This is a genomic window from Cupriavidus sp. FW305-3-2-15-C-LB2, assembly GCF_058787575.1.
Genome location: NZ_JBYSZW010000067.1, coordinates 1 through 14086, shown reverse-complemented (window position 1 = coordinate 14086; position 14086 = coordinate 1). Strand labels below are relative to the sequence as shown.

Annotated in this window: 12 protein-coding genes and 6 tRNA genes; 15 read left to right on the top strand and 3 right to left on the bottom strand. The window is 65.3% G+C overall.

Annotated features, from left to right (window positions below):
- Nucleotides 1-59 precede the first annotated feature (59 nt).
- Complete coding sequence (locus AC3WRR_RS32195; RefSeq protein ID WP_010814281.1) at nt 60-311, bottom strand: DUF1488 family protein; 252 nt, start codon at nt 309-311, stop codon at nt 60-62.
- Nucleotides 312-536: 225 nt separating this feature from the next.
- Between AC3WRR_RS32195 and AC3WRR_RS32190 the strand changes: the two genes are divergently transcribed.
- The 3 genes from AC3WRR_RS32190 (at nt 537) to AC3WRR_RS32180 (ending at nt 2249) form a co-directional block, all read left to right on the top strand.
- On the top strand, nt 537-671 hold the full coding sequence (locus AC3WRR_RS32190) for a hypothetical protein (protein WP_013957262.1): 135 nt from the start codon (nt 537-539) through the stop codon (nt 669-671).
- Entirely contained in the window at nt 668-838 is a 171-nt protein-coding gene (locus AC3WRR_RS32185) for a hypothetical protein (RefSeq protein WP_010814280.1), read from the top strand. The genes AC3WRR_RS32190 and AC3WRR_RS32185 overlap by 4 nt, the downstream gene beginning before the upstream one ends.
- Before the next feature lie 160 nt (nt 839-998).
- The gene (locus tag AC3WRR_RS32180) at nt 999-2249 is read left to right on the top strand and encodes an MFS transporter (RefSeq protein WP_010814279.1); all 1251 of its coding nucleotides are present in this window, start codon (nt 999-1001) and stop codon (nt 2247-2249) included.
- Nucleotides 2250-2354: 105 nt separating this feature from the next.
- Here AC3WRR_RS32180 and fabI read toward each other — a convergent pair whose 3' ends face one another.
- Nucleotides 2355-3143: an enoyl-ACP reductase FabI gene (gene fabI / locus AC3WRR_RS32175; RefSeq protein WP_010814278.1), complete on the bottom strand. Its 789-nt coding sequence runs from the start codon at nt 3141-3143 to the stop codon at nt 2355-2357.
- Nucleotides 3144-3354: 211 nt separating this feature from the next.
- On the opposite strand from fabI, the gene AC3WRR_RS32170 reads away from it, so the two are divergent.
- The 5 genes from AC3WRR_RS32170 (at nt 3355) to AC3WRR_RS32150 (ending at nt 10206) form a co-directional block, all read left to right on the top strand.
- Complete coding sequence (locus AC3WRR_RS32170) at nt 3355-5256, top strand: extracellular solute-binding protein (RefSeq protein WP_011615643.1); 1902 nt, start codon at nt 3355-3357, stop codon at nt 5254-5256.
- Between the two features lie 39 nt (nt 5257-5295).
- Nucleotides 5296-6345, top strand: coding sequence for a microcin C ABC transporter permease YejB (locus tag AC3WRR_RS32165; protein WP_010814276.1), 1050 nt, complete (start codon nt 5296-5298; stop codon nt 6343-6345).
- The gene (locus tag AC3WRR_RS32160; RefSeq protein WP_010814275.1) at nt 6342-7478 is read left to right on the top strand and encodes an ABC transporter permease; all 1137 of its coding nucleotides are present in this window, start codon (nt 6342-6344) and stop codon (nt 7476-7478) included. Before AC3WRR_RS32165 ends, AC3WRR_RS32160 begins: the two co-directional genes overlap by 4 nt.
- On the top strand, nt 7475-9136 hold the full coding sequence (locus tag AC3WRR_RS32155) for an ABC transporter ATP-binding protein (protein ID WP_492299134.1): 1662 nt from the start codon (nt 7475-7477) through the stop codon (nt 9134-9136). The genes AC3WRR_RS32160 and AC3WRR_RS32155 overlap by 4 nt, the downstream gene beginning before the upstream one ends.
- Nucleotides 9137-9525: 389 nt before the next feature.
- A complete protein-coding gene (locus tag AC3WRR_RS32150) occupies nt 9526-10206 on the top strand; it encodes a C40 family peptidase (protein ID WP_010814273.1) in 681 nt (226 codons plus the stop codon).
- 73 nt (nt 10207-10279) lie between these two features.
- Here the strand turns inward: AC3WRR_RS32150 and AC3WRR_RS32145 are convergent, their stop codons facing one another.
- On the bottom strand, nt 10280-11200 hold the full coding sequence (locus AC3WRR_RS32145) for a patatin-like phospholipase family protein (RefSeq protein ID WP_058697198.1): 921 nt from the start codon (nt 11198-11200) through the stop codon (nt 10280-10282).
- A gap of 246 nt (nt 11201-11446) precedes the next feature.
- Between AC3WRR_RS32145 and gltX the strand changes: the two genes are divergently transcribed.
- From gltX to AC3WRR_RS32110, 7 genes are all read left to right on the top strand, one after another.
- Nucleotides 11447-12847, top strand: coding sequence for a glutamate--tRNA ligase (gltX, locus tag AC3WRR_RS32140; protein WP_011615640.1), 1401 nt, complete (start codon nt 11447-11449; stop codon nt 12845-12847).
- Between the two features lie 273 nt (nt 12848-13120).
- Nucleotides 13121-13196, top strand: a tRNA-Ala gene (locus AC3WRR_RS32135).
- Between the two features lie 66 nt (nt 13197-13262).
- Nucleotides 13263-13338: transfer RNA gene (locus AC3WRR_RS32130), tRNA-Glu, on the top strand.
- 63 nt (nt 13339-13401) lie between these two features.
- A tRNA-Asp gene (locus AC3WRR_RS32125) sits at nt 13402-13478 on the top strand.
- 212 nt (nt 13479-13690) lie between these two features.
- A tRNA-Ala gene (locus AC3WRR_RS32120) sits at nt 13691-13766 on the top strand.
- A 105-nt stretch (nt 13767-13871) separates the two neighbouring features.
- Nucleotides 13872-13947: transfer RNA gene (locus AC3WRR_RS32115), tRNA-Glu, on the top strand.
- Between the two features lie 63 nt (nt 13948-14010).
- Nucleotides 14011-14084, top strand: a tRNA-Asp gene (locus tag AC3WRR_RS32110).
- Nucleotides 14085-14086: the final 2 nt, after the last annotated feature.

Genomic DNA, 14086 nt, shown 5'->3' with positions numbered 1-14086 from the left:
CGCCCCCCCCCCCCCCCCCCCCCCCCCCCCCCCCCCCCCCCCCCGCTGCGTTTTCCCGGTCAGGAAATCGTGTAGGTGGTACGTTCCCCGGGGTTGTAGAGGTCCCTGGCCAGTTGCAGGATCTGGTCCCGATGATGGTCGAAGGTGGCGAGAAGGGCGGATTCTTCCGCGGCACCCTGGTGGCTCAGGCGCAGAAGGATTTCGTCAGTGACCTGAAAGGCCACTTCGCGCGCGTTGTCGTAGCCCCAGAAGCAAACGCAGTGCCGCGCCGCATCGTAGCTGCGGCTGGGATTGGGAAAATTCAGTGCCATTGCAGACTCCTGTCCGGTCACGGTACGCCGTGCGTGTTGGGCTTGCTGGCGCCAGCCGGTGCTGCCGCCCCCAGTATGCGCCTGTTTCCCGCAAGCTGGGCATGTGTCCCTGCGGCCTGCTGGAGCGCATGGCGCGTTCTTCGCGAAAGATATTTCCTTCGCCGGTGATTTAGCGCGTATGCTGGGATTGCCATTATCTCCAGGCAAGCCATTCAGGAGCCCATCATGGCCAAGAGTCAACTACGCAGCAGCCGCGAAGCCAAGAAACCCAAGCAACCGAAAAAGCCATCCGTGCCGGCCTCACCCTTCAGCACGGTCCAGTTTCGCGGGCACGATGAGGTCGCCAAGAAGAAGAAATGACTGAGACCGACAGTGCAGGGGTCGTCTGGTCCCTTGTGTTCCTGGCCGCGTTGGTCGGGGTCTACGGCTACATCATCCGGGTGGGCATCCACCACAAGCCGGTGTTCGGCATAGCGAAGCACTCGCTTCGGTACTGGTGGCACCGGCTGGTCCACGTGACCAAGTAAGCAACGCCGGCCAGTCAGGCCGGCGCGGGCAAGATTTGCGGTTTTGCCGCACAATACAGCCTGCGCGCCGCACAGGAGCACGCTGGATCGATCAGAGGCGAGGGCACTGACCTCGCCCGTCAGCGGGCGGCATTTTGTTGAACATCCTGCAATCCTGTACATGGCCGCCCCACATGCACATTCCGCCGCGGATCCCGTCCGCGGCGCAGACACTTCCGTTTCTTTCCGCGATAGCAATCCATCCGGCCGCCTGCCGCTGCTGGCGCTCGGGGTCGGCAGCTTCGGCATCGGCACCGGCGAATTCGTCATCATGGGCCTGCTGCCCGATGCCGCCAGCGACCTCGCCATCTCCATCCCGCAAGCCGGCCACCTGATCAGCGCCTATGCGCTGGGCGTGGTCATCGGCGCGCCGCTGCTGGCGGTGCTGGGCGCGCGCTGGCCGCGGCGCAACCTGCTGATCGCGCTGATGGCGGTGTTTGCCGCCGGCAATATCGCCAGCGCGCTGGCGCCTTCCTATCTGTCGATGATGGTGGCGCGCCTGCTCACGGGTTTTCCGCATGGCACGTACTTTGGCGTGGCGGCGCTGGTGGCCGCCAGCCTGGTCCCGCGCGAACGGCGCGCGCAGGCGGTGGGGCTGGTGATGCTGGGCCTGACCACTGCCACGCTGGTGGGCGTGCCGATCGCCGCCACGGTCGGCACCTGGCTGGGCTGGCGCTCGGCCTTCGTGATTGTCGGTGCCCTCGGTGCACTGACGGCGCTGCTGGTGTGGCGGTGGGTCCCGTTCGTGCCGGCCGACCGGCGTGCCAGCCCGCTGCGCGAGCTGTCGGCGCTCAAGCGCAAGCAGGTCTGGCTGACGCTCGGTATCGGCGCGATCGGCTTCGGCGGCATGTTCTCGGTGTTCAGCTATATCAAGCCGACCATGCTCGAGCTGGCGCATATGCCGGCGGCGGGTATCCCGGTGGTGCTGGCCTTGTTCGGCATCGGCACGGTGGCGGGCAACCTTGCCGGCGCGAAGCTGGCCGACAAGGCATTGATGCCGACCATCGGCGGCGTGCTGGTGTGGGCGGCGCTGGTGCTGGGCGCCTTCGCCTTGACCGCGTCGCATCCCTGGCTGGCTGCCATCAATGTGCTGCTGGTGGGCACCACGGTGGCACTGGGCCCGGCCTTGCAGATCCGGCTGATGGATGTCTCCGGCGACGCGCAGACGCTGGCCGCGGCCCTCAACCACTCGGCCTTCAACATGGCCAACGCGCTCGGCGCGTGGCTGGGCGGGGTGACCATTGCCGCCGGCTACGGCTGGGAGTCCACCGGCTGGGTCGGCCTGCTGCTGGCGCTGGGCGGCCTGGTGGTCTATGCGTGGTCGATGCTGAGCATGGGCCGGCAGGGCGCGCCAGTCGCGGCGCAGGCGTGATGCAGGCGGACCTGGTGGGTGCGCGCACAGGTCTGCAAGGAACAAAAAAAAGGGGTGCCTCATCGGGCACCCCTTTTTCATCCGCGGTCCGCTGGCGGGACGGGCTTACTCTGCGTCCGCGACGCTGGCGCCGACCACGTTGAAGCCGCCGTCGACATAGGTGATCTCACCGGTCACGCCGCTGGCCAGGTCGGACAGCAGGAAGGCGGCCACGTTGCCGACTTCTTCGATGGTGACGTTGCGGCGCAGCGGCGCGGCCTGCTCGAAGTGGCCGAGCAGCTTGCCGAAGCCCTTGATGCCCGAGGCGGCCAGGGTCTTGATCGGGCCGGCGGAGATGCCGTTGGCGCGGATGCCACGCGGACCGACCGACGAGGCCAGGTAGCGCACGCTGGCTTCCAGCGAGGCCTTGGCCAGGCCCATGGTGTTGTAGTTGGGAACCACGCGCTCTGCGCCCAGGTAGGTCAGCGTCAGCAGCGAGGCCTTGTCCGACAGCAGCGGCAGCGCGGCCTTGGCCAGCGCCGGGAAGCTGTAGGCGGAGATGTCATGGGCGATGCGGAAACCTTCGCGCGACAGGCCTTCCAGGAAGTCGCCGGCGATCGCCTCGCGCGGCGCGAAGCCGATCGAGTGCACCAGGCCGTCGAACTTATCCCAGCGCTGGCCCAGCGCGGCGAAGGTCGCGGCGATCTGCTCGTCGCTGCCGACGTCGCATTCGAACACCAGGTCGCTGCCGAATTCCTTGGCAAAGTCGCTGATCCGGTCCTTGAACCGTTCGCCGACATAGGTGAAGGCCAGTTCGGCGCCTTCGCGTTTGCACGCCGACGCGATGCCATAGGCGATCGACCGGTTAGAGAGCAAGCCGGTGATCAGGATCCGCTTACCTGCCAGAAATCCCATAAGTTCTCCAAGGTGGTGTATCAGGCACGCTTCGTGCGTCCGCCGTGCGGCCGTGCGCGTGCCTTTGCTGTCTTGCGGCCGTTTTTATTGCGCCGCGCAGAGGGAATGTCCGGATGGCTGGCGCCACCCCCGACGCATGTAAAATTGTCTCATACTTGGCCCGGCCGCAGAATGCCGGGCCCCACAGGTCATAGTGGAGGAATCCAACGGGATGCCTATTCAAGCACGTTGGCCGCTTCAGGCGGCATGGCAGTGCTTCCGGCGGGATGCAGTACTGCGCGGTTGGGTCGCAAGCGGGCTGGCGATGGCGCTGGCGGCGGGGGTCTCTCTCTTTTCAAATCCGGCGCTGGCGGCGCATGGCTTCGCGCTGCACGGGGACCTGAAGTACCAGGCGGATTTCCGGCATTTCGACTATGCCAATCCCAATGCACCCGCCGGCGGCACGCTGACACTCGCCAATCCGGACCGGCGTACCAGTTTCGACAAGTTCAATCCGTTCACGCTGAAGGGCACGTCGGCGCCCGGCCTGAACGCGCTGATGTTCGAGTCGCTGCTGATCAGCAGCGCCGACGAGAGCGCGAGCGCCTATGGCTTGCTCGCCGAGGATGTCACGGTGGCGCCGGACGAGCTGTCGGTCACGTTCACCATCCGGCCCCAGGCGCGCTTCTCCAATGGCGACCCGGTGCTGGCGTCGGATGTCAAATATTCTTATGACATGCTGATGAGCAAGGCCTCGAGTCCGGGCTATCGCAGCATGTGCACCGATGTGAAGGCGGTGATCGTCGCCGGCGAGCGCACAGTGCGCTTCGAATTCAAGCAGCGCAACCGCGAGCTGCCGCTGATCGTAGGCTCGCTGCCGGTGTTCTCGAAGAAATGGACGGCCAAGGTTCCGTTCGAGAAGCTGACCTTCGAGCCGCCGGTCACCAGTGGCCCCTACCTGATCGAGCGCTATGACGCCGGCCGCGGCATCATCTTCCAGCGCGACCCGAAGTACTGGGGCAAGGATCTCGCGGTGCGCCGCGGCACCTTCAATTTCGCGCGCGTGGCCTACCGCCTGTACAAGGACGAGACCGCCAAGCTCGAGGCATTCAAGGCAGGGGAGTTCGACGCCATCGTCGAATACAAGGCCAAGAACTGGGCCAAGAGCTACCAGGGCACTCGCTTTCGCAACGGCGAGCTGCTGAAAACCGAGTTCCCGCACCGCAACGGTGCCGGCATGCAGGGCTTCGTGATGAATATGCGCAAGCCGGTGTTCCAGGACGTGCGCGTGCGCCAGGCCCTGATCCTTGCGCTGGACTTCGAATGGCTGAACCGGCAGTTGTTCTACGGCGCCTACAGGCGGCTGGACAGCTGGTTCTCCAACAGCGAGCTGGCCGCCAGCGCCACCTTCGATGGCCGGCCCAGCCCGGGCGAGCTGGCGTTGCTTGAGCCGCTGCGTGCGGAATTGCCGCCGGAGGTGTTCGGCCCGGACGTGGTCCAGCCCAGCACTGCGGCGCCGCGTTCGCTGCGCGACAACCTGCGCCAGGCACGGCGCCTGCTGGCCCAGGCCGGCTGGACCTATACGGATGGCGCGCTGCGCAACGCCAAGGGCGAGACGCTGGTGTTCGAGTTCCTCGACGACGGCGGCGCCATGAGCCGCGTCATCACCACCTATGTGCGCAACCTGGAGAAGCTTGGTATCCAGGTGAACCAGCGCACCACGGACTTTGCGCTGTACCAGAAGCGGCTGGAGGATTTCGACTTCGACATGGTGTCGATCCGCTTTCCCGACTCGCAAAGCCCCGGCAACGAGCTGCGCGACCGCTTTTCCAGCGAGGCGGCCGGCACGCCGGGCTCGGACAACCTGTTCGGGCTGAAGTCGCCCGTGGTCGACAAGCTGGTGGATAACGTCTTGCACGCCCATACCCGGCAGGAACTGGTCACCGCCGGGCGGGCGCTGGACCGGGTGCTGATGCATGGCTACTACATCGTGCCGAACTGGTACAGCGCATCGCACCGCGTGTCCTACCGCAAGACGCTGGCCTACCCGGAGCGCCTTCCCTATTACTACACGGCCGAAGGCTGGATCCTGAGCCAATGGTGGCGCACGGACCTGCAGCCGCAGGCACGCTGACGCGCCCGCCGCGAACAAGACAAGGAAGAGGACCGGCCGATGCTTGCCTACCTGCTCAAGCGCATTCTGCTGATGATCCCGACGTTGATCGGGGTCATCACGCTGACCTTCGTGGTGATCCAGTTCGTGCCGGGTGGCCCGGTCGAGCAGATGATGATGGAACTGAAAGGGCGGGGCGGTGCCGGCGAAGCCAGCGGCGGTGGCGCCGAATACCGCGGGCGGCGCGGCGTCGACCCCGAGAAGATCAAGGAGATCCAGGCCCTGTATGGCTTTGACAAACCGCCGCTGGAGCGCTACTTCCTGATGCTCAAGCGCTTTGCCCAGTTCGACCTGGGCCAGAGCTATTTCCAGCACCGCAGCGTGTGGGAGCTGGTCAAGTCCAAGCTGCCGGTGTCGGTCAGCCTGGGTTTGTGGACCTTCTTCCTGACCTACCTGATATCGGTGCCGCTGGGCATTTCCAAGGCCATCCGCGCGGGCAGCCGCTTTGACGTGGTGACCAGCATCATCGTGCTGGTGGGCTATGCCATCCCCGGCTTCGTGCTGGGCGTGCTGCTGCTGGTGCTGTTCGGCGGCGGCACCTTCGTGCAGTGGTTCCCGCTGCGCGGGCTGACCTCCGACAACTGGGAGCAGCTCTCGCTGATGGGCAAGGTGATGGACTACCTGTGGCACCTGGTGCTGCCGATCACGGCATCGGTGGTGGGCAGCTTCGCGGTGGTCACCATGCTGACCAAGAATGCCTTCCTTGAGGAAATCCGCAAGCAATACGTGCTGACCGCGCGCGCCAAGGGCCTGGGCGAGCGCCGCGTGCTGTGGAAGCACGTGTTCCGCAACGCGCTGATCCCGCTGGTGACGGGATTCCCGGCCGCGTTCATCGGCGCCTTCTTCACCGGCTCGCTGCTGATCGAGACGCTGTTCTCGCTCGACGGGCTGGGCCTGCTGTCCTATGAGGCGGTGCTGCGGCGCGACTATCCGGTGGTGCTGGGCACGCTCTACCTGTTCACGCTGATCGGGCTGGTCACGCGCCTGATCTCCGATGTCTGCTACGTGCTGGTGGACCCGCGCATCCATTTCGAGGGCTTGCACCGATGAAACTGTTCACGCACGCGGCCCCCAACGGGCTGCCGCATTCGCCTTCGCCGCGCCAGCGCGCCTGGCAGCGCTTTCGCCGCAACCGGCGCGGCTACTGGAGCCTGGTGATCTTCGTGGTCATCTTCGTGCTGAGCCTGGGCGCCGAGCTGCTGTCCAGCAACCGGCCGCTGGTGGTGCACTACAAGGGCGAATGGTATTTCCCCATCGTCAAGGTCTACCCGGAAACCACCTTCGACGGCGATTTCGCCACGCCCGCGGACTACCTCGATCCGTATATCCGCGACCGCATCACCACCAACGGCAACTTCGCGGTGTTCCCGCTGAACCATTATTCGTACGACTCGCTCAACTACTTTGCCAAGGAGCCCAACCCGGCGCCGCCGTCGGCAGAGAACTGGCTGGGCACCGACGACCGCGGCCGCGACATCCTGGCCCGGCTGCTGTACGGCTTCCGCGTGTCGGTGCTGTTCAGCCTGGCGCTGACCGTGATCGGGGTGCTGGTGGGCACGCTGACCGGGGCGCTGATGGGCTTCTTCGGCGGGCGCTTCGACCTGTTCTCGCAGCGTGCCATCGAGATCTGGAGCTCGATGCCGGAGCTGTACCTGCTGATCATCTTTGCCTCGATCTTCGAGCCCAGCCTGGCGCTGCTGATTATCCTGCTGTCGCTGTTCGGCTGGATGGGCCTGTCCGACTACGTGCGCGCCGAGTTCTACCGCAACCGCTCGCTCGACTACGTCAAGGCCGCGCGCGCGCTGGGCCTGTCCAACGTGCAGATCATGTGGCGCCATATCCTGCCTAACAGCCTGACCCCGGTGATCACCTTCCTGCCGTTCCGCATGAGCGCCGCGATCCTGGCGCTGACCAGCCTGGACTTCCTCGGCATGGGCGTGCCGCCGACCACGCCCAGCCTGGGCGAGCTGCTGGCGCAGGGCAAGGCCAACCTGGATGCGTGGTGGATTTCGCTGTCGACCTTCGCGGTGCTGGTGGTCACGCTGCTGCTGCTGACCTTCATGGGCGACGCGCTGCGCGATGCCTTCGATACCCGCCTGGGCCTGGCGGCGCTGCGCGGCCGGGTCGAACCCAAGATCCCGGCCGGCGCGCCGACCGGGGCGGCACCGGAGGCCACGCCATGACCGCGGTGTCTCCCGTGATCCAGCCGGCCGTGGCGCCGGCCGCGGCGCCGGCGCCCGGTTCCACGCTGATGTGCGTCGACAAACTTTCCGTCACCTTCGGCCACGGCGAGCATGCCACCCGTGCCGTGCGTGAAGTCAGCTTCGACCTGCGCGCGGGCGAGCGCTACGCGCTGGTGGGCGAGTCGGGCTCGGGCAAGACCGTGACCGCGCTGGCGATGCTGCGGCTGGTGGAAGACGCCTACTACGACGGCGCGATCCGCTTCGAGGGCAAGAACCTGCTGGAGGTGTCGGACCGCGAGATGCGCGGCATCCGCGGCGCCGAGATCGCGATGATTTTCCAGGAGCCGATGACGGCGCTCAACCCGCTGTACACCATCGGCAACCAGATCGTCGAGACGCTGGCGCTGCACGAGGGCCTGGACCGCCGCGCCGCGCGCGAGCGCGCCATCGCGCTGCTGGAGCGCACCGGCATTAGCGACGCCGCGCACCGCTTCGACAGCTTCCCGCACCAGCTCTCGGGCGGCCAGCGCCAGCGCGCCATGATCGCCATGGCGCTGGCCTGCCGCCCCAAGCTGCTGCTCGCCGACGAGCCGACCACGGCGCTGGACGTGACCATCCGCGCCCAGATCATGGACCTGCTGCGTGACCTGCAGGCCGAGTTCGGCATGGCGGTGATGCTGATCACCCATGACCTCAACCTGGTGCGTTCCTTTGCCCAGCGCGTGGGCGTGATGGAGAAGGGCGTGCTGGTCGAGACCGGCGAGACCGCGCAGGTGTTTGCCGCCCCCCAGCACCCCTACACCCGCAAGCTGATCGACAGCCGCCCCAGGCGCGAGGTGCTGCCGCTGGTGCCGCTGGCGCCGGTGCTGCTGGAAGCGCGCAAGCTGAGCGTCAACTACGCGCGCAAGCGCCGCGGGCTGGCCGGCTGGTTCGGCAAGGACCAGTTTGCGGCGGTCAAGGACGTGGACTTCCAGCTGCGCGAGGGCGAGACCGTCGGCATCGTCGGCGAGTCCGGTTCGGGCAAGACCACGCTGGCGCATACCGTGCTGGCGCTGCAGCGCAAGAGCGGCGGCACCATCCATTTCCTCGGCCGCAGCTTCGACACCGCCACGCGCGACGATCGCCGCCAGTTGCGCGCGCGCATGCAGGTGGTGTTCCAGGACCCGTTCGGCTCGCTGGCGCCGCGCATGACCATCGAGCAGATCGTCGGCGAAGGCCTGGCGCTGCACCAGCCCGGGCTGTCGCACGAGGGCACGCGCCAGCGCGTGATCGAAGCCCTGCGCGAGGTCGGCCTGGACCGCACCGCGCTGGGCCGCTATCCGCATGAATTCTCGGGCGGGCAGCGGCAGCGCATCGCCATTGCCCGGGTGCTGATCCTCAAGCCGCAGATCCTGGTGCTGGACGAGCCCACCTCGGCGCTGGACGTGTCGATCCAGCAGCAGGTGCTGGCGCTGCTGTCCCAGCTGCAGCACAAGTACAACCTCACCTACCTGTTCATCAGCCATGACCTGGCGGTGATCCGGGCCATGGCGCATCGGGTTTTCGTGATGAAGGCAGGGGAGGTGGTCGAGGCCGGCGACACCGAAGCGGTGCTGGGCGCACCCCGGCACCCCTATACGCGCAAGCTGATGGCGGCGGCGCAGGTCGGCGCTGGCTGACCCGGAGGTGTGCGGCGCAGCAACGCCGCGGCCCCGCCTGGCTAGCATCCGGTTGTTCGGATCAATCCGATAAACAAGGTGCGAATTCCCGCCTATATCCTTGATTCGCCAGTCAAATCCGGCGAATTTGTAACGAACTTTGACATGTGAATGACAACCCTTTACCATCCCGCGAGAACTAGTTTTGGGGGTGGTCCGTCCGACGCATTGGATCGTGCATAGCACGTTTGCGGTGCAAGACAGGCCCGGAAAGCCTGGTGCGGATGTTGCATAGGGTTCACCCCGCAGGTTCACATGAATTTCTCGCGAAGTTCACGCGAATTTCACATATAAGCAGCTGCCCCGGACTCGTGCCGGGGCTTGCTTTGGAACGATCAACGGGAGAACCAATGCAGCGATCGGTACTTCATTCCCTGGCGCGTGCCGCCGTCGGAATTGCCATTGTCTGCGGTGCGACTGTGTCGAATGGAGTGCTGGCGGATACGGTATTCAAGGATGCCGACGCCCGTATCGATGCCACGGCCCACGCCGCGGATTCGCATGCGGAAGGCAAGCGCGGCTTGCTGTCGTCGGTGGTGAATTCCACCAGCAACGTTGCCAGCAAGGCTGGCGACCTGGTCATGAATGCGCTGGGCCTGATTGGCGTGCGTTACCGCTTCGGCGGCAACAGCCCCGAATCCGGCCTGGACTGCAGCGGCTTCGTCCGCTACGTGTTCCAGGACACCTTCGGCTTCATGCTGCCGCGCCGCTCTGTCGAAATCAGCCGTGTCGGCACCACCGTGGCGGCCACCGACCTGCGTCCGGGCGACCTGGTGTTCTTCAACACCATGCGCCAGACCTTCTCGCACGTCGGCATCTATATCGGCGACAACAAGTTCGTGCATGCCCCGTCCACGGGCAGCAAGATCCGAGTCGACGACATGCGTGCGTCTTACTGGGTGACCCGCTACAACGGCGCCCGCCGCATCGAGGATGGCAAGGAGGGCGGCGCCGATGGCCTCGGCGACATGGTCGAGACGCTCAAGCGCTATGACCCCAAGGTTGTCCGCGCATCGATGTACGGCGGCTGAGTTTCCGGCGCGCTACAAGCAAAAAGGACTGCTGCGACAGTCCTTTTTTCTTTGGCGGGGCGTGCTCCCCGGGCTATTGCACTGCGACCGTTCCGGCTGGTGCCAGGCGGGCCTGTTCCAGCCGCTGCCGCAGCGTTGCCATCACCGCCGTGGTGGCCTGTTCGCCGGCCAGTATGGCCCGGTTGCGGGCGTTGAAGTCGCTGCCGCCCATATCGGGCAGCTCGGGGCGGATCACCACGTCGGCGCGCGCCAGTGCCATCTTGTTGATCGACTGGCCCATGATCGCGGTGGTCTGCAGCAGCACGCCGCTCTGGCCCGCGTTCTTCTGCGCCGACGGGTCGGCCGAGATGTTGACCGCGATGACAAAGTCCGCGCCCATGCCGCGCGCGGAATCCACCGGCACGGGCTCGACCAGGCCGCCGTCGACATAGTCGTGACCCTGGATCGACACCGGCTGGAACACCCCGGGCACGCTGCTCGACGCGCGCACGGCCTGGCCTGTGTTGCCGCGGCGGAACAGGATTTTCTCGCCGCTCTTGAGATCGGTGGCGACAATGCCCAGCGGCAGCTTCATGGCCTCGATGGTCCGGTTCTGCACCAGCCGGTTGATGTAGTTCTGCAGCGCCTCGCCCTTGAGCCAGCCGCCGAAGCGGGTGCCGAAGGGCAGGGCCCAGTCGGCGATGGCAGCCTCGTCCATGGTCAGCGCCAGCTTGTTCAGCTGGAAGCCATTCAGTCCGCTGGCGTAAAGCGCCGCCACGACCGCGCCGGCGCTGGTGCCGGTGACCAGGTCGGCATGGATGCCTTGCGCTTCGAGCGCCTTGATCACGCCGATATGGGCAAAGCCGCGCGCCGCGCCGCCGCCCAGCGCCAGGCCGATCTTGACGGGCCGCGGCGCGGGCGGGGTGGTGGCGAGCGGCGGCGCGGGACGCGGGCCGAACGAGCAGCCCGCCAGCAGGGCGGCCGCGGAGATACCGAGGAAATGACGTCGTTGCATGAAGCGAGATCAGTAGCCAGGTGGGACCGGCGGATACAGGGATGTGATGCGGGCGCTCCTCAATGGGGCTGGCATCGAATTGCCTGGATCAGCGGCATCACCTCAGACCGGCGCAAGCATAAATGATTCCGCACGGCGGTGGCACGCCGGGCGGGGCGAGGGATGCGCGTTGGTATAATGTAAGACCTGCACATACACCAGCCTGCGCGCCGCTGCGCGCGGGCTTTCTTGTTTCTGCCCCTGACCATGACCCAACGCGTCCGCACCCGCTTTGCGCCGAGCCCGACCGGTTTTATCCACCTCGGCAATATCCGCTCCGCGCTCTATCCCTGGGCCTTCGCCCGCCGCATGAAGGGCGACTTTATCCTGCGCATCGAAGACACCGACGTCGAGCGTTCGTCGCAGGAAGCGGTCGACGTGATCCTCGAGAGCATGGCCTGGCTGGAGATGGATATCGACGAAGGTCCGTTCTACCAGATGCAGCGCATGGACCGCTATCGTGAAGTGGTCGCGCAGATGGTTGAGTCCGGCCTGGCCTACCGCTGCTACATGAGCACCGAAGAGCTGGATGCCCTGCGCGAAGCCCAGCGCGAGCGCGGCGAGAAGCCGCGCTACAACGGCTTCTGGCGTCCCGAGCCGGGCAAGGTCCTGCCCGAGCCGCCGGCAGGGGTCGATCCGGTGATCCGCTTCAAGAATCCAATCGGCGGCAGCGTGGTGTGGGATGACGCGGTCAAGGGCCGCATCGAGATCTCCAACGACGAACTCGACGACCTGGTGATCGCGCGCCCGGACGGCACCCCCACGTACAACTTCTGCGTGGTGGTGGACGACCTCGATATGAAGATCACCCACGTGATTCGCGGCGACGACCACGTCAACAACACCCCGCGTCAGATCAACATCATCCGCGCGCTGGGCGGCACGCCGCCGGTCTACGCCCACCTGCCGACCGTGCTCAACGAGCAGGGCGAGAAGATGAGCAAGCGCCATGGCGCCATGGCCGTGACCGGCTACCGCGACGAGGGCTATCTGCCCGAAGCCGTGCTGAACTACCTGGCGCGCCTGGGCTGGGCCCACGGCGACGCCGAGATCTTCTCGCGCGAGCAGTTCGTTGAATGGTTCGACCTGGAGCACCTGGGCAAGTCGCCCGCCCAGTACAACCCCGAGAAGCTGGCCTGGCTGAACAACCACTACATCAAGGTCGGCGACAACCAGCGCCTGGCCACGCTGACGCAGCCGTTTATCGAGGCGCTCGGCGGCAAGGTGGAAGGGGCGGACCTGGCCGGCGTGGTGGCGCTGGTGAAGGACCGCGCCAATACGCTGAAGGAGGTCGCGCAGGCGGCGCTGCTGTTCTATCGCGGCGAGCCGCAGGCGGATGCCGCGCTCAAGGCCGAGCACCTGACCCCGGAAATCCAGCCCGCGCTGGCGGCGCTGGCCAACCAGCTGGCCGCGCTGCCGGAATGGAAGCGCGAAGCCATCAGCGCCACCTTCAAGGCCGTGCTGGCCGAGTTCGGCCTGAAGATGCCCAAGCTGGCCATGCCGGTGCGCCTGCTGGTGGCCGGCCAGCTGCAGACGCCAGGCATCGATGCGGTGCTGGAACTGTTCGGCCGCGACACGGTGCTGCGCCGCCTGGCGGCAGCTGCATAAAAAGTCGCAAAAAGTCCGCGCCGGGGGCTTGCGCTCCGGGCCGGACTTGCGCATAATCTCTTTCTCCCTGCGGCGCGGTCCCTGACCAAGCGGGCTGGCGGATCCGCAAGGATCTTCGCAATCTCCGAACTGATTTTTGAAGTGACGGGAAAGCGAAAAAAGCTGAAACGGGAGCTTGCAAAGATTAATAGTTGATATATAATCTTGGCTTCGCTTGAAACGGTAGTTAATTCAGGCGAAAACGCAGCAAGTTGCAGTAAAGAGCAGTACCATGGGGCTATAGCTCAGCTGGGAGAGCGCTTGCATGGCATGCAAGAGGTCAGCGGTTCGATCCCGCTTAGCTCCACCAAGATTTAGGTGTCATCCAGGTTGTTTAGGGTGGCGCCAGACGGAACGTGTTGAAAGACAAGTTTCTGTCCCCTTCGTCTAGAGGCCTAGGACATCACCCTTTCACGGTGAGTACAGGGGTTCGAATCCCCTAGGGGACGCCATAACAACAGGGCGTAATCAGACGCCCAGTCGACCGAAGCGAAGCTTCGGAAGACGCCGACTAAGGAGTGGTAGTTCAGTCGGTTAGAATACCGGCCTGTCACGCCGGGGGTCGCGGGTTCGAGTCCCGTCCACTCCGCCAAAACTGAACCCGCATGGTTTGCGCCATGCGGGTTTTTCTTTGGGTGAGGCATTATGTCGTTAATCGCCGCAAACGCAATAAAAAATGTTGCATTCGTTGCGAAATTCGCTATATAATCCTGTCTTCGCTGCAAATGCTGCGGTAAGCGGCAGGCAGCGAAGGTGGTTCCAGCAGTAACCGTCCAGCAGTAACCGTCCAGCAGTATCGGATACGGGGCTATAGCTCAGCTGGGAGAGCGCTTGCATGGCATGCAAGAGGTCAGCGGTTCGATCCCGCTTAGCTCCACCAGAATTTGGGAGGCGTCTGAAAAGAAGCTTCCCAGGCGCGAAAAAGCCTGCTATGATGGCGGACTTTCCAGCGCAAGACAGAAAGCGCGTTGTAAAACAAGTTTCTGTCCCCTTCGTCTAGAGGCCTAGGACATCACCCTTTCACGGTGAGTACAGGGGTTCGAATCCCCTAGGGGACGCCATAACAACAGGGCGTAATCAGACGCCCAGTCGACTGAAGCGAAGCTTCGGAAGACGCCGACTAAGGAGTGGTAGTTCAGTCGGTTAGAATACCGGCCTGTCACGCCGGGGGTCGCGGGTTCGAGTCCCGTCCACTCCGCC